Raw genomic sequence first — 22,230 nt, 5'->3', positions numbered from 1 at the left:
TCACCAGAGATCGACCTCGGGGAGTGCCGCCTGCTGCTGCTCGATCGCCTTTTGCCAGCAGTAGCGGTCCCGCTGGGCCAGCTTGCTGCTGCGGCTTGAGTCCACCTTTCTGCGGTGCACCGCGAAGTCGCCGTTGGAGAAGTGGATCACCCTCCCGAAATCGCCCCCTATGTCCATGGCATCGATCGGGATCCGCTCCTGCTCCAGGTACTGCAGGATGAACCTGCAGTTGACCTGCCCCACGCAGAAGAAGTTGTCCGTGTTGCCGTCGGCGTTGATGATGGTGGCTCCCCCGAAGATCTTGGCCCTGATCCGGGACCGGTCGGTTCCCTGGGCCATCATGGCGTTGATCAAAAGGTCCATGGCATGGATGCCGTAGCGCCCCGCGTCGGTGATGTTGAGCGGCAGTTCCTTGGAGTAGCGCGGGTTGCTCAGCATGAAGTGGTTCATCCCGATCAGGCGTCGGGTCGGGTCGTACAGGCAGGCGGCGATGCAGGAACCGAGCAGGGTGGTGATCACGCCGGGCTTGCCGGTGACGTAGAACTCCCCCGGTGCGATGGTGACCCGCTCACCGTTTTGATATTTCTCGATCTTCATGCCGCTCCTGCCGCGTTGGGTGCCATCTCCATCTGCCTCAACCCTTTTGCCGCTCCGCCAGCATCTCCGCGATCTTCCTGTTGAGCTTCTCCATCTCCAGCGGCTTCTGGATGTAGTGCATGCCGGCTTCGATGACGCCGCGCTGAATCACGTTGTCCGAGGTGTGCCCCGACATGAAGAGCACCTTCGCGTCCGGCCGGCTCTCCCGGATCCGCTCCGCGAGCTCCCTGCCGTTCATCTCCGGCATCACCACGTCGGTCAGGACCAGGTCGATCTCCGCTCCCCGCTGCCGGCTGATCTCCAGGGCCTCCAGGGGGTCCTGCGCCTGGATCACCTTCAGCCCCATCTCCTCCAGGAGCCTCGTGGTGAGCCAGAGCAGCATCTCCTCGTCCTCCACCAGCAGGACCGTCCCGGAAATCCGCTGCTCCGCCGGGAGGTTCCCCTGCGGCGGCGCGTCGCTCTGCTGGAGGCGGGGCAGGTAGATCCTGAACACCGCCCCCTCGCCCGGTTCGCTGTAGACGTTGATGAAGCCGCCGTTTTGGGTGACGATGCCGTACACGGTGGAGAGGCCCAGGCCGGTCCCCTTTCCCTGCCCCTTGGTGGTGAAGAAGGGCTCGAAGATGTGGGCGGCGACCGTCTTGTCCATGCCGTGGCCGGTATCGCTCACCGAGAGCTGCACGTAGTCCCCCGGTCTCGCGTCGGGGTGGAGGTAGGCGTAGTGGCTGGGGATCTGGACGTTGGCCGTTTCGATGGTGAGGTTGCCGCCATCGGGCATGGCGTCCCGGGCGTTGACCGCGAGGTTCATCAGGATCTGGTCCACCTGCGAGGGGGCGATCATGACGCTCCAGAGTTCCGGTGCGGGTCGGAAGGAGAGTTTCACGTCCTCGCTGATCAGCCGGGCCAGGATCTTCAGGGAGTCCTCGATGAGAGCGTTCAACTGCACCTGCTTTGGTGACACCACTTCCTTGCGGGAGAAGGCGAGCAGCTGGCGGGTGATGTCGCTTGAGCGCCGGGCGGCGTTGATGATCAGCTCGAGGTACTGTCCGATCGGCTCGCCGTCCTCAAGCTTGCGCTTGGACAGCTCGGCCGCGCCGGAGATGACGCTCAGCATGTTGTTGAAGTCGTGCGCCACGCCGCCGGCGAGCCGGCCGATCGACTCCATCTTCTGCGACTGGCGGAACTGCTCCTCCAGGTGCCTGCGCTCGGTCGTGTTGATGAAGGCCACCACCGCACCCACCACCTTGCCGTCCTTCACCTGGGGATAGGACCAGTACTCCACCGGGAAGCTGCTGCCGTCCGCGCGCCAGAACACCTCGTCTGCCACGTGGCTCCCCTTCCCCTGCAGCATGGTGTTGTGGGCGCCGCACTCTTCCTGTGGCATGGGCCTGCCGTCGGGGTAGCTGTGGTGCATGATGTCGTGGATGTTCTTTCCCAAAAGGTCGGCGTCGCTTTGGTAGCCGAGCATTCTCAGGCAGGCGCGGTTGCAGAAGGTGCAGTTGCCTTCGATGTCTATGCCGTAGATCGCCTCGCCGGTGGAATCGAGCAGAAGGCGCAGCCGTTCCTCGCTCTCCCTGAGGGCCTCCTCTGCCTGCCAGCGCTCGGAGACCTCTTCCTCCAGAAGGGTCGCCTGTTCCTGCAGCGATTCCTGGGCCGCCTGGCGCTCGGTGATCTCCTCCTCCAAAAGCGCGGCCTGTTTCTTGATCTCCTCCTCGGCACGCTTGCGCTCGTCTATCTCCATCTTCAGGTTCCAAAGCGTATAGGACATCCCCAAGATCAGTAAAAGCGAGATCGCCTTCAAAAGGTGCAGGCGCCAGTCGCTGCGCCCCTGGTAGCGGGTGACCCGCAGCATCACCCCGCTCTCCGGGCCGGTGACGGCCATCTCTTTGCTGCACTGCCGGTCCAGGGGGCCCGTGGGCGGTATCGTGGCCAGCAGGCTGCCGCTGCTGTCGGTGAGGCTCAGGTGGTACAGGCGCGGCTGGGTATGCGCGACGAGCTGCTGCAGGAGTTTGTCGCAGGAGTAGACGCCTCCGAAGAGGCCGAGGAAGGTGTCCCCGCGGAATACCGGGACCCAGACCTCGAAGGAGGGCCTACCCTGGATCGCCTCGAAGGGGCGGGTGTAGACCGGCTTGCGCCGTTCACGGGCCAGGGCGGAGACCCGCTTCGGTTCAGGCAGGTTCAACTGGAGCCCGACGATCTGCCGGTTCGGCGCCAGCGGCGCCACGTCGGTGATACGGAAGTCCGCGTCGACCCAGGTGATGTTGATCAGCTGGGGGTGCGCCTGCACGTACTGGCCGGCACGCTCCTGGAAAAGGTGCGCGGTGAGTTTGCCCGAGGCGCGGTCGAGCGCCAGCAGCTCCAGGTAGCTGACGTCCCCTTCCAGGGTGAGCTGCAGCGATCCGCTGAAGGTCCTGGTCCTGCTGGCCAGGTCGTTTTGCTTCGCCCTGAAGTTGTTCCCTTCGGTAAACCACACGATCAGCCCGAACACCACCAGGAAGGCGGCGAACAGGATGGCGCTGTAGCGCACTGCCGCGGAGCGGTTGCGTGGATGCTGATGTTGACCTTTGAGGTAAGACACTACTTCCTCCGACAGGATGCGTGACGATGTGTTCCTCATCGGCAATGGGGCGCAAATGTTGAATTCCGGTTCGTTCCGGGGCGGGCCAGCTTAATGATAGTAGCAGCAAAATCGTCTTCCTCAAACGAACGAGCCCGCCGTTGCCGGCGGGCTCGTTCGTTTTCCCATTTTGACTTGACGCCCTTCCCTCGCCCCCGCCCCTCTCCGGAGGGGGAGGGGAGGGAAGGGGGAGGGGGGTGTCAGAAGGCGAAGTTGCGGTCTATGTGCAGCCTCAGGATGTCCTCGAATTCGGTCTCCTGGTCGCCGCGGTACACCATGGAGGAGCCCAGTTCCGCCGCCAGGATGGCGCAGAGGTACTTCTGGGGGAGGGAGCCGATCCTGCGGCGGTAGAGCGCCTTTTCGGCCACCAGGGCCGGGAGGTGGGCCAGGATCACCCGGCGGAACGGGGGCTGCCCCAAGAGCTCCGGGCGCCCCTGGAAGAAGCGGAACAGGCGCGCGTAGTATCCGTTGATCTCGGTGCTGATGGCGTCGGAGATCTCGGTGCAGGGAAGCGTCGGGCTCTCGCGGTGGCGCTTGAGGATGAGCCGTGCCTCGTCGGCCGCCCGTTTTTCCAGGATGGAAATCACCCCGGCCACGTACTCCTTCTTCTCGGCCAGGAACTCGCTGTCCTTCATGAGCAGGTTGGCGATGATCTCGTAGGAGGAGGAGATCACGCCGCACTTGTTGGCGGAGGCGTCGCGCATGATGATGACGCCGCGCTTTTGCAGCCGGGTGCGCGCCTCCGGGGTGATGAAGGAGTTGGCCCCCTCGATGATGGCCCGGGCGGAGGGGGTGCCGTCGGGGAGGAAGAAGCGCTCCCAGTTGCCGGCGTCGATGGTCTCCGGGCGACCGCCGCCGGGGATGAAGAGGTCTGCCTCGGTGGTGAAGACCAGGTCCCCGAACTCGCGGGAGAACTCGTCGATGGAGATCCACTGCTCGCAGACCCCGGAGGCGCCCATGGTCACCTTGCGGTACAGGGTTTTGAGCCCCTCGGTCCTGCTGCCGCTTCTAAAGAGCATGAAGCCCCCTTCGTGCAGCGCCTGCGGGTTGAAGCCGTCCAGGTCCTCCCTGAGGAGCATGCGCGACAGCTCGCCGTGGCGCGCCCCCTGCGGATCGTAGAGCGCCGCGGTGCCGTCCAGGATGAGGCGGATCTGCATCCTCGGGTAGCGCTCCAGCATGATGCGCATGGCGTTGCCGGCCACGTCCCCGTTGGGGCCGCCGGTGAACTTCACGCTGAAGGGGTCGTTGACCATGTCGATGCCGAGGTCCGCCATGGTGATCTCCGCGAAGCGGACCACGCCGGTCGAGGTGACCCCGAACTCCTTGTGGTTGATCCCGACCTTCTTGCTCGACATGATGCCGATCCCCAGGAGGTAGCCGCGCGCCTTGGATATCCGGGCGATGCTCTCGATCATCGAGTCGTGCATGTTCTCGTCCGGCCCGAGCTCGATCGGCTCGTCCTCGCGGTAGTAGTCCACCACCGCCGGGAGCCTGGCCACCCCGTTCTCGGTCACGAAGATGTCCAGGAAGGCGTTGGCCACCCCGTACTGCAGCTTGTACAGGCGCAGCACCTCCTGGTCGCGCTCGCCGCTTCTTTGCAGGTCCCCCGCGTCCAGGATAAGGACCAGCTTGGAACCCCCCTCGTAGATGTCCTTGTTCTTCAGGTGCTGGGTGTGGGCGAGGACGAAGTTCTCACGGAAGATCGTGTTGGCGTTGGTGATGAAGTCGTCGCCGTTGCGGGCGATGACGGTGCGCCAGCCGCCCCGGGCGATGTCGGAGAAGCCGATGTGGTAGCCAAAGCCGAAGCGGCTGAAGAAGAAGGTGACCCGGAAGGGGAGGGCGCAGGGGAGGTCGGAGGTGAACTCGGCCCCGAGCTCGGCGAGGTAGGAGGGGTCCAGCCGGAAGGCGAGCGCCTGCTTCTCGAGGACGTAGAAGTTGCTCTTCAGCGTGTGCTTGATGAAGATGAGGCAGCAGCGGAAGATGGCGCGGCGCACCTCGTCCAGGTAGCGGTGGCCGGTGTTGTAGTCGCCGACCATCCGCTCGGTTTCCTCGAGCTTGGCCGCATAGCGGAGCTCGCGCTCGGCGACGGCGGGATCGAAGCGGACCGCGAAGAGCTCGGCCAGCTGCAGGGCGATCTCGGGGTGCGAGAAGAAGGCGCTCTTCACGTCGTCCAGGCCGAAGCGGTCCGGCTGGTTGTGGGCCAGGTTCGTGTGGCAAAAGGCGATGAAGGCGTTTATGAGCGACCCTTCCCTGCCGCTGAAGGTCCCCTTGGTGACGAAGTCGCGGTAGGCGATCGAGGTGGTGGCGAGGATCTGGGTGTTGCAGAGCTCGTCCTTCAAGCGGCTGAAGAGCTCGCTGCCGCGGGAGAGCACCTCGCCGTCGCGGCGGCGCACGTAGAAGGTCCCCAGGAAGTAGGGGTGGGTCCCGTTGGAGATGGTGAGGCAGTAGGCGCGGTTCACCCCGAGGTCGAGGCGGTTGAATACCTCCATCACCTGGAGCAGGAAGTCGTGCTGCGGCGGGTTGCCGACCGCGAAATGGATGCGGGATTCCCTCCCCCCTTCCATCTCCTCGACGTCCAGGTAGAGCCCCCCGGCCTTGCCCCCCTTCTGGTACAGGTTGAGCACCTGGGCCACCCGTTCCGGCCAGGCCATGCGGACGTACTTCTCGTTGTTGAGCCAGAGCATGCGCAGCAGGCGGTCCAGTTCGCCCATGACGAAGTCGGGGTAGCTCCGGCGCAGCGACGAAACGATCTTGGCGCGGATGCCCGGCGGGATGACGACGTCGCCACCTTCCTGGATCTCCTTGTTGTTCTTCCGGTCGAACTCGAAGCGCTGGATCTCGAGGGTGCGGTCGCTGCCGGGGAGGGGGCTCTCCGAGTGGGCGATCATGGCGTAGGAGATTTCCCGCTCCGGGATGCGGCGCAGCGTGTCGTAGAGGGATCCCGGCATGTTGGGGAGCGCCTGGATCAGACACTTCTCCCGGTCGGAGAGCACCAGCCGGCGGTTGTCGGCGAGGCTTCCCATCTCGCGCTCCAGCAAGGCCATCGCACGGGGCTCGTCCTTCATGGCGATGAAGAAGTACGGGGGGAACTGTTCCGTGAGCCAGCCCCGGTTCTCCATGGTTGCGGCACTCAGTCTCTTGAACTCTGCGGTGTTCGTTTTCATTGTTCGTTGCTCCCTTTGAAGGCGGGCGAATGGTTGTTCGCCACTTGTGTATTTCCTGTGGTGGTGAGCTGTTGTAGGGGCAAATAATTATTTGCCCAGCACCATTGCCCGATCACTGCCGATGGCGAGAGACGCCGAGGTGACAGATGCGGTAAAGGCGGGCGAATGATCATTCGCCCCTACAGGTTTGCCGTCAGTTTTCACCCTAGAACATCAGCTTCACCAGCAAAAACCCGATCCCGATGGACGAGGAGGTGGCGACGAGCCCCGGGATCATGAAGCTGTGGTTCAATACGTAGCGGCCGATGCCGGTGGTGCCGGTGCGGTCGAAGTTGATGGCTGCGACCACGGTCGGGTAGTTCGGGATGAAGAAGTAGCCGTTCACCGCCGGGAACATGGCGATCAAAAACGGTGCCGGGATGCCAAGGCTGATCCCGAGCGGCATGAGCGCCCTTACCGTGGCCGCCTGGCTGTAGAGCAGGATGGAGAGGGCGAACAGCGCGAAGGCGAAGAGCCAGGGGGCGGTGGTGACCATCCCCTTGATGGAGCCGCTCAGAAACTCCATGTTCCCCTGGAAGAAGGTGTCCCCCATCCAGGCGATGCCGAAGATGGCGATGACCGCCTGGATGCCGGCGATGAAGACGCTCCCCTCGGCCACGCGGGAGACCTTCACCTTGCAAATAAGGAGCATGAGCGCCGCGATGGTCAGCATGACGATCTCGATGACGTGCGGCATCCCCATCTTCTCCTTGTTCTGGGCGGGACGCTTGTCGTCGAACTTCACGATGTGGTAGCCGAAGGGGGTCTTGATCACCTCGGTCAGGTCGCCCGGCTTCTTCAGCTTGGCGCAGGCCTTCTCGAACTCGGGGATCATCTTACCCTTGGCCTGCCAGCCGAGGTCGCCGCCGGTCGCCGCGGCGGCGTCGATGGAGCATTGTTTCGCGACGTCGGAGAAATTGCCGCCCGATTTTATCTGGGCCAGCACCTGCTTCGCCTCGGTCTCGCTCTTCACCACGATGTGGCTGATCCTGGTGTCGCTCCCCACGCTCCACTCGGGGCGCATCTGCGGGAAGGAACCGAACAGGACCACCAGGATGGTCCCCACGAGGAACAGGGCCACCGACACCTTGGCGCCGGCAGGCGTGTTCCTGATCGCCTCGTTCACCTTGACGCTGTCCGCGCCGGCGTTGCGCGGCGCAGGCACCACCCCTTCCTGCAGGCGCTTCTGGTATTCCGGATCCTTGTCCAGGTCCTTGCCGAGCTTGTTGGAGACGAAGGCGGCGATGATGACGCCGACGAGGGTGGAGGGGATACAGACCTTGAGGATGTCGATCAGTTCCACGTTGAAGCCGAGCTTCGCGGCCGAACCTCCCAAAAGGCCCAGAAGCGCCACGGTAGCGGCGGCGATGGGGCTCGCGGTGATGGCCTGTTGCGAGGCGATGACCGAGATGGACATGGGGCGCTCGGGGCGGACGCCGGTTTCGCGCGCCACCTCCGCGATCACCGGGAGGACCGAGTAGGCGACGTGGCCGGTCCCCGCGAAGAGGGTGAAGAAGTAGGTGACCATCGGCCCCAGGAAGGTGATTCGGTCCGGGTTGTTCCTGAGGATCCTTTCCGCGAGGGAGACCAGGTAGTCGAGCCCGCCGGCCGCCTGCAGGACGCCCGCGGCGGTGACCACTGCGGCGATCATCAGCATCACGTCGATGGGGGGAGCGGTCGGTTGCAGGTGGAACAGGAAGGTGAGGACGGCGAGGCCGAGCCCCCCCATCACCCCGAGGCCGATGCCGCCCAGCCGGGCTCCGACGAAGATAGCTGCCAGTACCACTACGAACTCTAGCCAGAACATGATGTTTCTCCCCTCTGAGATGGTCGGGCCTTTGCGCCCATGACCGGTACATAGCATCGGCGATGCCAAGGGGCGGTTATGTCGTTAATCGTCGTGGGATCGGTAGCTTATGCCGTAATGGGGGCGTGGCTCTTGTTGGCGGGGGGTATGCCGCAGGTTATGGGGGGAGTGGGGAAGGCGCGGGGATTTGCGTAGATACGGTGAGTTAGGTGGGACTATGCCGAACGTCATACTATGCCCTGGGGCATACCCCTTCGAGCGATGGTCTGACTCTAGTCCCCTCTCCCCCGGGAGACGGGGCTAGAAGGGCGGGTGGAGCGCTGGTGCCGTCATGCTGCCTTCAGCAACTCCCTCACCCTGACCCTCTCCCTGGGGGAGAGGGGAAATGGACGTACGGGGATTTGCCTTGGATTGTTTGGAGATCTGCCTTGTTTACTCCCGTCCGACCGGCGCCCCCCCGTCCTCAAGCTCACGCAGCGCCCGTTCGATGGCGCGGACGTCGCACCCGTCGACGATCTTCTTGCCGTTGTCGAAGACGATGAGCGGGACGATGTCGCCATGGTAGCGCTCGCGCCATTCCTGGTGCGCCGCGTGGTCCGTCCGGATGTCGCGGGTGGTATAAGGGATCCCCTTCTCGGTGAAATAACTTTCCACCGCGGCGCAGTAGCTTCAGCCGCTGCCGGTGTAGATGGTTATGGCGGGAAAGTGCCGGGCGTCCTTCTCCTCCCCACGGAGGGGGGAAGAGGACGTGGTGGCGCAGCCGAGGAGGGATAGCGCGAGCAGGAAGAAAACGAGCGCGGCCGGCAGCGGTTTCATCCGGTGCGGGGGTGTCGAAGCGGTCAAGCTCTGGTGGTCGTGCGCCATCGGTCACTCTCCTTAAGGCGGTCATCCTAGCACTACCGGGGTGCCACAGGCAACCCGTTCGTCTCGCGAGAAGGGGGGCGCCTCCCGCCTCGCTATCCTGAAAAGCCCTCTCCTCCCCTCCGGGGGAGGGGAGCTGAAGCAGCAGCTTCGCCTGGTCCAGGGGCGTCAGTTCATTTACGACCGCTGCTGCTTCAGCCGTTTACTCAGGGTCGGCTGCGACACCCCCAAAAGCCGCGCCGCGATGGACTGGTTCCCCTCGGCCCGCCTGACCGCCTCGGCCACCAGAAGATCGATCGCCTCGGTGAACCCCGGGAGCCGGTCCATGCCGAAGAAGGGGTTGTCCGAAGGCTCCGCCGGCTGTTCGGCAGCGAGCAGCACCGGCCGCTCCCCTATGGCGCGCACGAACGCCTCCATGGAGAGCACCCCCCCCTGGTGCAGGCTCACCGCGTCGTAGACCATAGCCTTCAGTTCCCGCACGTTGCCGGGGAAGTCGTAGGTGGCGAGGAGCACGGCGAGTTCCTTGGGGAGGGTAGGCTTCTTCTTGCCGAATTCCCTCGCCGCCAGCTCCAGGAAGTGATCCAGCAAAAGCGGTATGTCCTCCTTTCGTTTCCTCAAGGGGGGGATATGCAGGTGGTGCGCCCGCAGCCGGTAGTAGAGGTCCTTCCTGAACTCCCCCGCCGCCTGCCGCGCGGCCAGGTCCTGGTGCGTCGCCACCACCACCCGCGCCCGGATGCGCCGGGGTCGGTCGCTGCCGATCGGGTAGTATTCACCCTCCTGCAAAAGCCGCAAGAGCTTCACCTGGGAGCCCAGACTCAGGTCCCCGATCTCGTCCAGGAAAAGGGTCCCGTCGGCGGCCTGCTCGATCATTCCCTTCCTCGCCTCCCCCGCGCCGGTGTAGGCACCCTTTAGGTGCCCGAAGAGGGTGTCCGACACCATGGCGTCGTCGAGCCCCGCCACGTTCACCGCCACCAGCTCACCCTTGCGCCCCGAGAGCCGGTGCAGGGCGGCGACGATCAGCTCCTTGCCGACGCCGCTCTCCCCGGTCACCAGGATGGGTTGCGAGGAGAGCGCCACCGCCTCGACGTACTGGAAGATGGAGCGCATCCCCTTGTCGCCGGTCACGATCTCCCGGAACGCCTCCGGGTGCTCCAGCCGGTCGTAGAGGAACCGGTTTCTCAGTTCCCGGTTCTCCAGCTGCAGCTCCTTCTCCCGGACCGCCCGCTTCACCCCCTTGACGATGCGCCCCTCCTCCGAGGTCTTCACGTAGTAGTCGAAGGCGCCGCTCCTCATGCAGTTCACCGCGGTCTCCAGCTGGTTCAGGCCGCTTATGATGATCACCGTCACCTCGGGGTGCTCCTCGGCGATCCGCTCCAGGAGCTCTTCCCCAGAGAGGTGCGGCATGGTGAGATCGAGCAGCACCACACCCACCGTCTGCTCCGTCATCATCCCGAGAGCCTCCCGGCTGTCCGAGCAGGTGAGGATGTTGGTGAGCCCGGCGCGCTCCAGGGTGATGCTCATCGAATAGAGCCAGTCCGGTTCGTCGTCCACCAGCAGGATGCCGAAGGCCGGGTAGAGGGTCGTGGTCATGATAGAGACTCCTTGTCGGGCAGGGCGAAGGTGAGGCGCGCAGTGGTACCGGCGCCCGGGGCGGAGCTGAAGGAGAGCTCGCCGCCGTGCTCCTTGACGATGCCGCTCGATACCGAGAGCCCCAGGCCGGTGCCGCCGCTCTCGCGCTTGGTGGTGAAGAAGGGATCGGTGAGATGCGGCAGGTGTTCCGGTGCGATCCCCGTCCCCTGGTCCCGCACCTCCATGACCACCTGCCTGTGCTCCGCGTCGAACCAGGTCGCCAGCTCGATCCCCCGCTCCGGGGAGGGAAGCGCCTGGCAGGCGTTCACCAGGAGGTTCACCACCACCTGTTCGATGCGCTGGGCGCTGCCGTTGAGCCTCGGAATCCCGGCCCCGAGGCTCACGCTGAAATGTTCCGTGCTCTTCTCGACCAGGTTCGCCAACAGGCGCAGCGCCGCCTGCACCGTCTCGTTCAGGTCGAACTCCGCCGTCTGCCCCGGTTCCTGCTGCCTGGCGAAATCCTTCAGGTCCTCGACGATCAGCTTCACCCGCCGGGACCCCTCCTGCATCTGCTGCATCAGTTTGGGGAGCGCCTCGCGCATCCGCGAGTAGGAGAGTCCCCCGAACTCGAAATCGCCGTTCTTCTCGTAGTACTCCTCCAGGATCGGTTCCGCGTCCCTAAATGCCTCCATCACCACCGGCAGGTTCAGCAGGATCAGGCCGTTGGGGTTGTTGATCTCGTGCGCGACCCCGGACACCAGGATCCCCAGTGCCGCCATCTTGTCCGCCTGGACCAGCTGCTGCTGCCGGTTTCTGAGCTCCTCCTCGGCATGGCGGCGCTCCTCCACCTCGCGGGTCAGCTCCGCCGTGCGTGCCGCCACCTCGCGCCCCAGGGTGCGCGACCAGAGTACGGCCCCCCCGGCCAGCAGGATGAGCGGCAGCACCACGACGGCGCCGTACCTGAAGACCTCGCTCCAGGATAGCCCGGGCGGTTCCAGGACGCCCAGCCACCGGTTGTAGATCTTCTGGTACTCACCCGTGTTCTTCAAGATGGCGAGCCCCTCGTTGAAGCGGGCCAGAAGCGCCGCGTTCCCCTTTTTCACCGCGAAGCAGTACTGCTGCGCCGATACCGGGTCCCCGACCGCCTCCAGGTTGGAGAGCCCCAGTTCCCGGATCAGGTAGAGGCCGGGGAGCTTGGCCATGACCGCGTAATCGTGCTTGCCCGAGGCGAGCGCGCGCAGCACGTCGGCGTGGGTCGGGACCGGCACCACCTTGGCGCCGGTGCGCTGCGCCGCGAGAAACTCCTGCATGATCCCGTCGTTCAGCACCAGGACTTCCTTGCCGCGCAGGTCCGCCAGGGTCGGGTGCCTGTTCCCCCCTTTGCGGGCGAAGATCGAGTGGTGCACGATGGTGTGCGGCGGAGAGAAGTCGACGCTTTTGGCGCGCTCGTCCGAGTAGGACATCCCCTCCAGGAGGTCGACGTCCCCCCTGACCAGGTCCTGGCGCCGTTCCGACCACGCCCCCAGGCGGATTTCGACCTTCAGCCCCATCACCCGGGCCACGGCGCGGGTCAGCTCCACGTTGTAGCCGCTTGGCCTGTCGTCCTTGTCCAGGAATTCATAGGGGGGGTAGCTGCGGTCGCCGCCGACGATGACCAGTGAGGACGCGGCATCGGCGGCTTGAGCCGGTGTTGCGCAGCAAAGGGCGCAGAGCGAGAGGAGGGCGGCGAAGAGAAGGGGGAGGTGTCGGATGCGGTTATTTGGGCGGTGACTGTCGCTCGCTGATGGCATGGATGCAGCTTATCCATCAAATTCGCGCGTTGCAAGACCATCCGACGCGGTCGGCATGATAAGACGTCTGTTGGCACATTATTTTAAACTAATGTCTTGATGCATGTCCCTTAAAGTACTCAAGCACATTTCACTTTGCGCCGAAACAATATGAATGAAACATCCCTTCTGGGAGACTATGAGAGGTGCCTTATGAATCTGAGAAACAAGGTCAATCTGACAGTCGTGATAGCATTTGCCATCGCGATCGTTGCCCTGATCGTCACTGCCGCCACCAGTTCACGCAAGATCATGGGGAGCATGGTTAACACCTCCCAACTGTCGCTTGCCGGCGACAACGCCGCCAGCGTCAACTCCTGGCTGCTGGGCAAGCAGGCCATCATCGCCGCGGGCGCCAAGGAGCTTTCCAAGGAGTCGGGGCAGTCCAAGGAGTACCTGGGCAACCTGGCGAGGCTCCTCGCCTCCGCCGGCGGCTTCTCCACCGTCTATCCCGGATACGAGAACGGCTTGTTCGTCTCATCGGACGGCTGGGTTCCCGACGCCGGCTGGGACCACCGCAAGAGGCCCTGGTACGAGAAGGCGAAGTCCGAGATGAAGGTGTCCCAGACCGAGCCGTACGTGGACGCGCAGACCGGCAAGACCATCATTTCCTTCATCGCGCCGATCACGGCCGGCGGGAGCTTCACCGGCGTGCTCAGTTCCGACATCATGCTCGACGATGTGATCAAGCAGGTCCTGAACGTGAAGGTCGGCAGCACGGGGTACGCCTTCATCATGGACAAGAGCGGCAAGATCCTGGTGCACCCGAAAAAGGAACTCGTGCTCAAGAAGAAGTTCCAGGAGGTCACCTCCGGGATGGACGACCTGAGCGCCAGGATTGCCGCGACTCCTAGCGGCAGCCTCGAATACAAGATGGGGGATGTCGCCAAGATAGCCTCCTACGCTCGCATCCCCGCTGCGGACTGGTACCTCTGCGTCACCGCCGACAAGGCCGATGTCTTCGCCCCGGTCAACAGGCAGGTACGGACGCTGCTGGCCATCGGCGCCATCTTCCTGGCTGCGGGAATCGCGGTGATCTTCTTCATCGTGAGAAGGCTGTTGAGCCCGCTGGGCGTGCTCTGTCACCGCGTAGCCGACCTTGCGGAAGGGGAGGGGGACCTGACCAAGCGGGTCGACGTCGGGAGCCGCAGCGACGAGATCGGTCTTTTGGCCGAAAAGCTGAACACTTTCGTGGAGAACATGGGGAGCATCATCTCCCAGATCGCCTCCGCCTCCAGGTCTCTCGCCTCCGAGTCCAATACGCTCACCTCCACCTCCATGTCCATCTCGGTCGGCGCCGAGTCGGTAGCCGGGCAGACCGCCACCGTGGCCACCGCCAGCGAGGAGATGGCCGCCACCGCCGCCGACATCGCCAACAACTGCCACCGCGCCGCGGAGAGCGCCCAGCGCGCCGCCGACACCACCGAGGACGGCTTCAAGGTGGTGACCAGCACCGTGGAAGGGATCCGCCATCGCGGCCGGATGACGCGCCAGAATGCCGACCGGATCTCATCCCTGGGCGAGCGCTCCGAGCAGATCGGGGCCATCGTGGCGACCATCGAGGACATCGCGGACCAGACCAACCTGCTGGCGCTGAACGCGGCCATCGAGGCCGCCCGGGCCGGCGAGCAGGGACGCGGCTTTGCCGTGGTCGCGGACGAGGTGCGCGCCCTGGCGGAGCGTACCACCCGCGCCACAAAGGAGATCAGCGACATGATCAAGGCGATCCAGCAGGAGACCAAGGGCGCCATGACCTCGATGGAGGAAGGGGTGCGCGGCACCGAACAGGGAGCTGCCGAGGCGGAGCAGCTCGAGGGTGCTTTGCACCGGATCCTGGAGCAGGTGAACGACGTGACGGCCCAGGTGAGCCAGATCGCCACCGCCGCCGAGGAGCAGGGTGCCACAACCGGCGAGATCACCAACAACATCCAGCAGGTGACCGCCGTGGTGCAGGAGACCGCCAGCGGCGCCCAGGATTCGGCCCAGTCCGCCTCAAGGCTCTCCGAGTTGTCAGCCGAACTGCAGCGCATCGTCGGCAAGTTCAAGCTCTAGGCCTGCCGGCACCATTTCCATCACCCACGAAGGAAGGCGGGGGGCGAGTCGAAGACTCGTCCCCCGCTTTTTTCGTCGCTGATCCCGGAATCCGGGAGCTAGCGATGTTTCGCCTCTAAATAGTATCCCGCATTCTCGGGCCGGTGGTGGGACATCACCACGGCGACCGCATTTGCAGCGGTACGGGCAGCGCATCAGCCTCCCTGGACGTCCCAACCCGAGCACCCAAAAAAACATTACATTTTGGTTCGCCCCTTGAACATTTGCTCTTGCAATGGCCGATCTGCGTGTTAACGTATTGGTGTTTTTTAATTTAACAAGCGGAGGCCAAAGACATGGGGAAAAATCGTAACGGCGGGGAAAAGGATGAGGATCTCATCCGCGCAACCGGCGACCTCCTCACCAACTTGATCAAGGATCCCTCCATCATGCAAAGCATCTATGCCCTGTTGCCCAACCTGGAGAAGATACAGGGCGCCTATGACCGGCACCGCAACGCCTTCTACCAGGTCCTGGACGGTGCCCATGACAAGGAGGGTGAACTGGAGGCGGCCCGAAACGACTTAACCACAAAGATAAGCCTTGTGAACGGTATGGCGCACCTTACCGGCAAACACGACCCGACCATTCCGCAGAAACTGGGCCTCGTTCAGCAGATCGTCGGCAAGCGTCTTTCGGCTGCGGGGCTCTTGGTGCCGGGGAATTTCAGGATGGCATACGAGGGGCACAGCATCGTCGCCCGCGCGTCCGCCGTAAAGGGGGCCAGAAGTTACGAAATATGGGTTTGTGAAGGCGATCCGCTCTCGGAGGCCAGTTGGAGGCACCTCACGACCTCAGGCCGAGTCAACCGGATCGAAATAACCGGTCTGACCCCTGGCAGGCTCTACTACTTCAGGATCAGGGCCGTGGGTGCCGTTGACGCAGGGCCTTTCTCCAACTTCGTGAGCATGATGGCGATCTAGATCATCTCTAAGTGCCACCGCCGTCCGGTCCGGTTCCGTGCCGGTGGTGGCACTCCCTCCCAATCTCCCCCCCTGGACAACGGATCGAGAAGTAGCCGGTAAAAGGGTGAACGAGACCCTCCCTGCAAGATCCGAAAAACGTCCCGGTAAAATTGCAAAACGTAACTACGAAACCGCGAAGTGCCACCGTACTTTCGCAAAGTACGCACCTACTTTCGCAAAGTACGACCTTACTTTCGCAAAGTACGTCACTACTTTCGCAAAGTAGGACCTTACTTTCGCAAAGTAGGACCTTACTTTCGCAAAGTAGGACCTTACTTTCGCAAAGTAGGACCTTACTTTCGTAAAGTAGGACCTTACTTTCGCAAAGTAGGACCTTACTTTCGCAAAGTACGACCCTACTTTCGCAAAGTACGACCCTACTTTCGCAAAGTACGACCCTACTTTCGCAAAGTAGGACCCTACATTCGCAAAGTACGACGTAGAATCGGAAAAACGCCCGCCAAATCCCAAAACACGACCAACAGCATGCCCCGTCGAGCGGTCAAGTCCAGGGGCCTTCGGCGCCTACACAACCATTCATCACTTCGCCTTTGACATGTATGCAGGATCTCTATATATTGCGATTGATTTGTTTCGACAAATGAAAGTTATTATAGGTGGTCCGACGTCTCTCTGCAGGGAGGAGAAGGGGGGATGGTCACCTTACGGCGTTGGCCCAAAAGGGAGAACACAAAGATGACAAAATCTTCCAAAATAGTCGTCGGTTTTTGGCGACGATTCTTTGCGGACTTTCTGGACGCACTAATCTTGGGAATCCCTGGTTACGGTATCGGATATCTATTCCGATACACATTTAGCGCTATGGGAATGCATGCCATATGGATTGGACTGGTCTGCAGTTTCCTTTATTACGGACTTATGCATACCCGCCTTGGAGGCGGTCAGACCCCCGGAAAACGTTTACTTGGTATTCAGGTCCTGCGTCGAGACGGACAGTATTTGAGTTTCGGGAAATCATTCCTACGATATTTGGTCGTTTCATTCATATTTTACAACGGGCTATATGGCAGCCTCATCAATCACCTTCCGCAGTCCACGATGATGGCAGTAGGGTCAGTGTATCTTTTAGTAATTATCTGGTCCTTCTTTGCTTGTTTCCTGATGATCCCGCTCCACCCTCTAAAACGTGGCTTGCATGATATAGCCGCTGACAGCGTGGTCGTCTACAAGGATTGCTTTGACAATGAGGCATTGGACCAAATGGAGGATTCCGCTAAGGTGAAGCGCGCCATGGTCATCTTAAGCGTAGGGTCTTGTTTTTTTGCTGGAGCTTGCATCTGGGGCTTATTGAAGTTTACGTCCGGTCTTTCAGGAGACATGGCAAAGTTGACTGAAATTCAAAAGTCACTAGAAGTGGAGTATGACGTTCCTCAAGTCAGAACCAATATCTTTAATGGAAAGGCTGTATCGTTGGCTGTTGTTATCTATGTTCCATTAGCCACTTATGAAAACAAAATGGAAAAGGAACGAATTCGGCAGGAAGTCCTCAATAAAGTTAAGACAAGATTTAATGATCTGGACCGATTCGGCAAGTTAAGGGTTGTTATTGCTTCAGGATTCAGTATAGGTATCGCCAATTTTAATACCAGTGATTGAAAAAGATCGTATGAGGCTCAACAACTCGGCGGCACTCGGACTTCGCTACGCTTCGCCGGTGCGCCTCACCACCGTTGACGAAATTCAGCGACTACCGTTTTAATCGTGACCCACTATGCGACTGGCCGTATCGTTCATTTTGATAGCTTGCGTCATATTCGCATCCGGATGCGCAGCCCTCCCCAAGGCGTCCGTATTCATGGACAGGGTCCCATCCGACGGCACCCCCCCGCGGATAGCCTCGATCCATGGCGTGCTCTCCCCGAAGCAGAGCAGCGACATCATGGACCGCCTGAAGCGTGCGGCCGGTCCGACGGAAATCCTGGAGCGCCAGGTCGCGGTGAACGAAGCGGTGAGCGGCAGCCCCCTCATCAAGGGGAACAGTGTAAATCTCCTCGTTGACGGGCCTGCCACGATTGACGCCATGTTCAGGGCGATAGGGGGCGCCCGGCATTCGGTAAACATGGAAACATTTATTTTCGAGGACGACGAAATGGGGCGCAGGCTAGCGGACCTGCTGATTCGGAAGCGGGAGGAAGGGGTCCGGGTGAATCTCATCTACGATAGCGTTGGCAGCATGCAAACGCCCGCCTCTTTTTTCAAGCGTCTGAGGGACAAGGGGGTCAACGTCGTAGAATTCAACCCGGTGAATCCGCTGAAAACAGCCAAGAAATGGCGGCTGATCCTGCGGGACCACCGCAAGATACTTGTCGTGGACGGCAAGCTGGCGATTACCGGCGGCGTCAACATCAGCCAGGTTTATTCGAGCAAGTTTTCCGGCGAAGGAAAGGGACCGCTCGCCATCCCCTGGCGCGACACGGACATTCTGGTAGAAGGCCCGGCCGTTTCCGAATTCCAGAAGATATTTCTCCATGCCTGGGAAGCACAGAAGGGGCCGGCGCTGAACGAAAAGGAGTACTTCCCTGAGCAGAAGGAAGCGGGGAAGAACCTGGTGCAGGTCATCAAGAGCAGGCCCGGCGAAGCGGGGAGGACCACCTTCATCATGTATGTCTCCGCCGTCGCCTTCGCCGAAAAATCGATCCACCTGACGTCCTCGTATTTCATCCCCGATCGGCAGATGATCGAGGCTCTCCGCGATGCCGCGCGAAGCGGCGTGGACGTCAAGATCCTCCTGCCGAAAACCAGCGACCAGAGCATGGCCCTCTATGCAGGGCGATACTATTACGACGAACTGCTGGAGGCGGGCGTTAAACTCTATGAACGGCGCAACGCCATCCTGCATGCAAAAACCGCGGTTATCGACGGCGTCTGGGCGACCGTCGGCTCTACCAATCTTGATTTTTTGAGCTTTTACAACAACTTCGAGATAAATACTGTCATCGTGAGCAGCGATTTCGCGACTGAAATGGAGAAAATGTTCACCCGGGACCTCGCCGAATCCGACCCGATCAAAGAGGAAGAATGGGAAAAGAGGCCATGGGCCTCGAGGATGCGTGAGTGGTTTGCGCACCTCTTCGCCCGCATGTTGTAACGGGTTTTTCGATCGCTGACTCTGAGGCAAGAAAGAGGGGTCAGCCCTTGAAAGTGGAAAACTGAAAATGCCAACCATGGGTTTCACTCTGCCGCAAAGACGCGGCACCGGTGAACCCAAGTCCTGTTGGCTGCGTAAACTTAACCCAAAGGAATTACATGAGTTTCAGTCTCCAAAATGTGGTGCCATGGGGGCGTTCATTTAACGAATACGTCACCATGTTTGCACTAAGCGACGAAGACCTTGCAAAGAAGATCGTCGGCTGTGGCGACGGACCGGCAAGCTTTAATTGCGTCCTTACTAAAAGAGGTGGTTCTGTTGTTTCTGTAGACCCGATCTACCAGTTCACGGCAGATGATATTGCCCATCGCATAGCCGAAACCTACGATACCGTGATGGAACAGACCCGACAGAACCGGCATGAATTTGTCTGGCAGCGCATTGCCTCGGTAGAAGAACTGGGACGCATCCGAACAAGTGCGATGAACGATTTCCTTGCGGGCTATTTGGCAGGAACAGTAGATGGGAGGTATATCAACGGGGCGCTCCCGACACTCCCCTTTGCTGACGATGCGTTTGATCTTGCCCTCTGCTCCCACTTCCTGTTCCTCTACAGTGAGCACCTTGATCTCACGTTTCACCTTCTGTCCCTGCGCGAGCTTTGTCGTGTTGCGCGTGAGGCGAGGGTTTTCCCGATCATGGAACTCGGATCCGTGCGGTCTCGGCATGTCGATGCAGCGGTATCCATACTGGCATCTGAAGGGTATGAGGTGCGCGTCGAGCGGGTAGCCTACGAGTTTCAAAAGGGCGGCAATGAAATGTTACGATTGAGACAGCCAACACCGGCGTAGACGCTGGCGCGGCAAGAAACCGCTGCGCAGGTCACGCCGCGACCCGTTAGACATGAAGGAGAAAAAACAAAAATGAGAAAAATGACGCCCTACCTTTTGGGGGCACTTCTTTTTGTGTCAGCAACGCCTGCGCTCGCTGGCGATGTCCCTGCACTGGAAAAGGCAATAAAAGCATGGACGGAGGAATCTACGGCTCCGACCTTCAAACATGCCTTTGCCGATCTGAACGATGATGGAATCGATGATGCAGTAGTCCTCATTACCGATAACCAGTACTGCGGATCAGGAGGATGCTCTTTTGTGATTTTCCAAGGAGTGGCCGGTGGGTTCAAGCTTGTCTCCTCAAGCACCATTACTAGAGAACCGATTCTTCTGCTGACAGAAAAGAAAAAAGGATGGCACACGCTGTCTGTATTTGTTGCCGGTGGTGGCGCTAAAGCAGGGCAAGTAATGATGCGGTTTAATGGCAAGAAATACCCTGGTAATCCTAGCATGCAGCCTAAAGCAAAGAAGAACGACCTTAAAGGCGCAAAGACACTGATCTCCGAAAATAATTGAAAAACGTCTAACCACGCGGCGGCAGCCGGTCTCCGCTGGCGCTTCGCCACTGCCACGCTCCGTTGGCGTCACCCGGACACCAGGCCCTTACGCTCATGCATCGATCGGTTTGTTAATTTCGTAGCTGTTGTCGCGGAAGGACTGTTTGAGTGAGGAAAGCTGCTCTTCGGTCATTTCAGCCAGGATTTCGTGCATGTTGGTCTTCGTCACGCCTGGCGCACATATCGCCTCTTTGATCCGGTCTTGCAGCGATTGGGGAAGCGCTGACCCGGCAACGATGCGCCCGATATCGCCGGAATCGCAGAGCAGGCGTTGCCGTGCCTCGCAGTTTCTGGTGATGAAAAAGTTGCTGCCATCCTTATACACGAGAAAGTTGTTGCTGCCACAGCCGCCTGCTATCAGTGCCAAGACAGTAATGACAATACCCGAACCTGACCAGCGCATGGTTTACCTCCATATCGAGCTGTACGTTTGCGGTTGCATGTTACCGACTGTACGTCGGTTACACACCTTGTCAACGGGCTGGTTCATTGCACCATGGAGAAGCTAAAAGGTCTGCCCTTGAATATGGGAAATTAGTAACGTCCCAATCAACCGGTTTGACGCCGCCAGCCCATGAATGCCGGGCTTGCGGGTCAACCGGGCGCCCCGTTGGCGCAGGAAGAGGAATCGATGAAATTGTTACTCATTATTGTCGTATGTCTGCTTTTAAATGGTTGTTATGGAGCAGGTGTTGGAGTGTTTAGCTCAAAAACCGTTCTCACCGATCAAACCTCTTACCTTACCAAGGATGATCTTTTACGCCGGCACGGAACACCGACTAAAATTGAAAAAATTGCAGAAACCGAAGAAGTATATTTTTATAACAATGGACTAGGCTGGACTGGAGTTATGCCATACATAGCTGTATTTTTCCCTGTGCCAGTGCCCCTAATGATACCTACGCGAAATAATTGGGACGAATACCATCTAATCGGAGATAGGGTCCAAAGCAAGAAATCTCAAATTACCCAGATATCAGGATGTTTTTGGGGTTACGCTCCTGAAAATGAAGGTACCATGAGATACAAATGGACAGGCAAATGTGACTAGGGGCGGCATCCTAAGTGATTGCCAATAAGTAGCTGGAGATTAAGATGTTTCACCGTTCAAATTTGAGAGCAATGCTCGTTGTAGTGGCAGTAATTTTATTAGCATTCTCGTTTGTTGCAATATTTGTTACAGGCGGGAAATTCCAAAAGCTCGCTATTGGTTCGGCACTGATAAGCACTGCCAGCATTCTGTGGCTAGCAGTGGCATGGAATTTTAGTACTGGAGAAATCCGTGACAAATTTGGAGGGTTAGTGGTTGCGCGCTCCGCACATCCTTTTCGTTTCTGGTTCATTCAGGGCTTTATTGCGATGTTGGCAACCGTTCTCACCTTTGGTGGTTTAAATTTTTTGCTAGCGTTAGGGTAGAAATAAGGATCAAATCCCACCATTTTTAGACAAGAGTCGGCCAAATCCCTAACACGTGTGTGGACACTGGCTTGGCATGGAGAGGCGAACAAAGGACAGAAAAGGAAGCTCCAACAAGGCCAGTTGACCCGGTCGCGATAAATGCGCCGGGTCAACTGGGCACCCCGTTATAACAGGAGAAAAAATGATGATGCGGTCATTAGTTGCCATGTTTGCAGTGTTGCTTGCGTTCCCTCTCGTCATTCATGCGGAGATGTACAAATGGATCGACGATACCGGCGCCGTGACGTTTAAGGACACTCCTCCGCCGGCATCGAAAAAGAAGAAAAAAGTTAAAACTTACACCGACGCCGATTTCGACCCTGCGCCAACTCAGCAGCCGGCCGCCAAGACCCCTCCGCGCAAGACCGCTTCCGTCCCTTCGGAAAAGCAGACCCCGCCGAAGCAGCAGTTCAACGGCACCGTCGAATTGTACGTCACCTCATGGTGCGGTTACTGCAAAAAGGCCCGTGCTTACCTGGACAGTAAGGGCGTTCCTTACGTCGCGTATGACATCGAGAAAGACGCCGCCGCCGACCGGCGACACAAGGAGCTGGGAGGCCGCGGCGTGCCGCTCATCATTATTGGCTCCAACAAGATCTCGGGCTTTTCCGCACAGGCGATAGACCACTACCTGGAGAATGTAAAGTAAAGGGCAGGGGGACGCCCATGAAATTGCC

The 22,230-nt window shown here is 60.3% G+C and carries 18 protein-coding genes; 9 read left to right on the top strand and 9 right to left on the bottom strand.

The features are described 5' to 3' along the window. The 8 genes from KP003_RS12685 to KP003_RS12650 all read right to left on the bottom strand — a co-directional run bounded on the left by KP003_RS12685 (position 1) and on the right by KP003_RS12650 (position 12,441). Complete coding sequence (locus tag KP003_RS12685) at positions 1-597, bottom strand: chemotaxis protein CheD (RefSeq protein ID WP_216499362.1); 597 nt, start codon at positions 595-597, stop codon at positions 1-3. Between the two features lie 37 nt (positions 598-634). Continuing rightward, positions 635-3,172 (bottom strand): hybrid sensor histidine kinase/response regulator, encoded by a 2,538-nt coding sequence (locus KP003_RS12680; RefSeq protein ID WP_239027526.1) that lies wholly within the window; start codon positions 3,170-3,172, stop codon positions 635-637. Positions 3,173-3,411: 239 nt separating this feature from the next. After that, positions 3,412-6,375 carry an NAD-glutamate dehydrogenase domain-containing protein gene (locus KP003_RS12675; RefSeq protein ID WP_216788634.1) on the bottom strand — a complete coding sequence of 988 codons (2,964 nt, stop codon included), beginning with the start codon at positions 6,373-6,375 and terminating at the stop codon, positions 3,412-3,414. Positions 6,376-6,580: 205 nt separating this feature from the next. Continuing rightward, a complete protein-coding gene (locus KP003_RS12670) occupies positions 6,581-8,221 on the bottom strand; it encodes an anaerobic C4-dicarboxylate transporter (RefSeq protein WP_216788632.1) in 1,641 nt (546 codons plus the stop codon). A 432-nt stretch (positions 8,222-8,653) separates the two neighbouring features. Beyond that, positions 8,654-8,875 carry a glutaredoxin family protein gene (locus tag KP003_RS12665; protein ID WP_216499358.1) on the bottom strand — a complete coding sequence of 74 codons (222 nt, stop codon included), beginning with the start codon at positions 8,873-8,875 and terminating at the stop codon, positions 8,654-8,656. 15 nt (positions 8,876-8,890) lie between these two features. After that, positions 8,891-9,085, bottom strand: a complete 195-nt coding sequence (locus KP003_RS12660) for a hypothetical protein (protein WP_216499357.1) — start codon at positions 9,083-9,085, stop codon at positions 8,891-8,893. A 174-nt stretch (positions 9,086-9,259) separates the two neighbouring features. After that, positions 9,260-10,672, bottom strand: coding sequence for a sigma-54-dependent transcriptional regulator (locus tag KP003_RS12655; RefSeq protein WP_216788629.1), 1,413 nt, complete (start codon positions 10,670-10,672; stop codon positions 9,260-9,262). Then, positions 10,669-12,441, bottom strand: coding sequence for a transporter substrate-binding domain-containing protein (locus tag KP003_RS12650; protein WP_239027525.1), 1,773 nt, complete (start codon positions 12,439-12,441; stop codon positions 10,669-10,671). The genes KP003_RS12655 and KP003_RS12650 overlap by 4 nt, the downstream gene beginning before the upstream one ends. Positions 12,442-12,633: 192 nt before the next feature. Here KP003_RS12650 and KP003_RS12645 point away from each other — a divergent pair, with 192 nt between their 5' ends. The 6 genes from KP003_RS12645 to KP003_RS12620 all read left to right on the top strand — a co-directional run bounded on the left by KP003_RS12645 (position 12,634) and on the right by KP003_RS12620 (position 20,054). Beyond that, the gene (locus tag KP003_RS12645; protein WP_216499354.1) at positions 12,634-14,532 is read left to right on the top strand and encodes a methyl-accepting chemotaxis protein; all 1,899 of its coding nucleotides are present in this window, start codon (positions 12,634-12,636) and stop codon (positions 14,530-14,532) included. Positions 14,533-14,867: 335 nt separating this feature from the next. Then, a complete protein-coding gene (locus tag KP003_RS12640) occupies positions 14,868-15,494 on the top strand; it encodes a fibronectin type III domain-containing protein (protein WP_216499353.1) in 627 nt (208 codons plus the stop codon). A 738-nt stretch (positions 15,495-16,232) separates the two neighbouring features. Then, positions 16,233-17,153 (top strand): RDD family protein, encoded by a 921-nt coding sequence (locus KP003_RS12635; RefSeq protein ID WP_216497925.1) that lies wholly within the window; start codon positions 16,233-16,235, stop codon positions 17,151-17,153. Positions 17,154-17,352: 199 nt separating this feature from the next. After that, positions 17,353-18,645, top strand: coding sequence for a cardiolipin synthase (gene cls / locus KP003_RS12630; RefSeq protein ID WP_216788627.1), 1,293 nt, complete (start codon positions 17,353-17,355; stop codon positions 18,643-18,645). A 158-nt stretch (positions 18,646-18,803) separates the two neighbouring features. Continuing rightward, on the top strand, positions 18,804-19,496 hold the full coding sequence (locus KP003_RS12625; RefSeq protein WP_216788626.1) for a class I SAM-dependent methyltransferase: 693 nt from the start codon (positions 18,804-18,806) through the stop codon (positions 19,494-19,496). Positions 19,497-19,568: 72 nt separating this feature from the next. Next, on the top strand, positions 19,569-20,054 hold the full coding sequence (locus KP003_RS12620) for a COG3650 family protein (protein WP_216788625.1): 486 nt from the start codon (positions 19,569-19,571) through the stop codon (positions 20,052-20,054). A 93-nt stretch (positions 20,055-20,147) separates the two neighbouring features. On the opposite strand, the gene KP003_RS12615 is transcribed toward KP003_RS12620, so the two are convergent. Then, a complete protein-coding gene (locus KP003_RS12615) occupies positions 20,148-20,498 on the bottom strand; it encodes a hypothetical protein (protein WP_216497919.1) in 351 nt (116 codons plus the stop codon). A gap of 228 nt (positions 20,499-20,726) precedes the next feature. Here KP003_RS12615 and KP003_RS12610 point away from each other — a divergent pair, with 228 nt between their 5' ends. From KP003_RS12610 to KP003_RS12600, 3 genes are all read left to right on the top strand, one after another. Beyond that, positions 20,727-21,146, top strand: a complete 420-nt coding sequence (locus KP003_RS12610) for a hypothetical protein (RefSeq protein ID WP_216497918.1) — start codon at positions 20,727-20,729, stop codon at positions 21,144-21,146. 44 nt (positions 21,147-21,190) lie between these two features. Continuing rightward, complete coding sequence (locus KP003_RS12605; protein ID WP_216497917.1) at positions 21,191-21,511, top strand: hypothetical protein; 321 nt, start codon at positions 21,191-21,193, stop codon at positions 21,509-21,511. A 184-nt stretch (positions 21,512-21,695) separates the two neighbouring features. Further along, positions 21,696-22,202: a glutaredoxin domain-containing protein gene (locus KP003_RS12600; protein WP_216497916.1), complete on the top strand. Its 507-nt coding sequence runs from the start codon at positions 21,696-21,698 to the stop codon at positions 22,200-22,202. Positions 22,203-22,230 lie beyond the last annotated feature (28 nt).

It is taken from the genome of Geomonas diazotrophica (assembly GCF_019063885.1).
Classification (GTDB): Bacteria; Desulfobacterota; Desulfuromonadia; order Geobacterales; family Geobacteraceae; genus Geomonas; species Geomonas diazotrophica.
The sequence above is the reverse complement of the archived record's forward strand: the minus strand, read 5'-3'. Positions and strand labels throughout refer to the sequence as shown.

Coding starts and splice junctions, on each gene's coding strand:
- KP003_RS12685 (WP_216499362.1), bottom strand. CDS start 597: ATGAAGATCGAGAAATATCAAAACGGTGAGCGGGTCACCATCGCACCG.
- KP003_RS12675 (WP_216788634.1), bottom strand. CDS start 6,375: ATGAAAACGAACACCGCAGAGTTCAAGAGACTGAGTGCCGCAACCATG.
- KP003_RS12670 (WP_216788632.1), bottom strand. CDS start 8,221: ATGTTCTGGCTAGAGTTCGTAGTGGTACTGGCAGCTATCTTCGTCGGA.
- KP003_RS12660 (WP_216499357.1), bottom strand. CDS start 9,085: ATGGCGCACGACCACCAGAGCTTGACCGCTTCGACACCCCCGCACCGG.
- KP003_RS12655 (WP_216788629.1), bottom strand. CDS start 10,672: ATGACCACGACCCTCTACCCGGCCTTCGGCATCCTGCTGGTGGACGAC.
- KP003_RS12650 (WP_239027525.1), bottom strand. CDS start 12,441: ATGCCATCAGCGAGCGACAGTCACCGCCCAAATAACCGCATCCGACAC.
- KP003_RS12645 (WP_216499354.1), top strand. CDS start 12,634: ATGAATCTGAGAAACAAGGTCAATCTGACAGTCGTGATAGCATTTGCC.
- KP003_RS12640 (WP_216499353.1), top strand. CDS start 14,868: ATGGGGAAAAATCGTAACGGCGGGGAAAAGGATGAGGATCTCATCCGC.
- KP003_RS12635 (WP_216497925.1), top strand. CDS start 16,233: ATGACAAAATCTTCCAAAATAGTCGTCGGTTTTTGGCGACGATTCTTT.
- cls (WP_216788627.1), top strand. CDS start 17,353: ATGGACAGGGTCCCATCCGACGGCACCCCCCCGCGGATAGCCTCGATC.
- KP003_RS12625 (WP_216788626.1), top strand. CDS start 18,804: ATGAGTTTCAGTCTCCAAAATGTGGTGCCATGGGGGCGTTCATTTAAC.
- KP003_RS12620 (WP_216788625.1), top strand. CDS start 19,569: ATGAGAAAAATGACGCCCTACCTTTTGGGGGCACTTCTTTTTGTGTCA.
- KP003_RS12615 (WP_216497919.1), bottom strand. CDS start 20,498: ATGCGCTGGTCAGGTTCGGGTATTGTCATTACTGTCTTGGCACTGATA.
- KP003_RS12610 (WP_216497918.1), top strand. CDS start 20,727: ATGAAATTGTTACTCATTATTGTCGTATGTCTGCTTTTAAATGGTTGT.
- KP003_RS12605 (WP_216497917.1), top strand. CDS start 21,191: ATGTTTCACCGTTCAAATTTGAGAGCAATGCTCGTTGTAGTGGCAGTA.
- KP003_RS12600 (WP_216497916.1), top strand. CDS start 21,696: ATGATGATGCGGTCATTAGTTGCCATGTTTGCAGTGTTGCTTGCGTTC.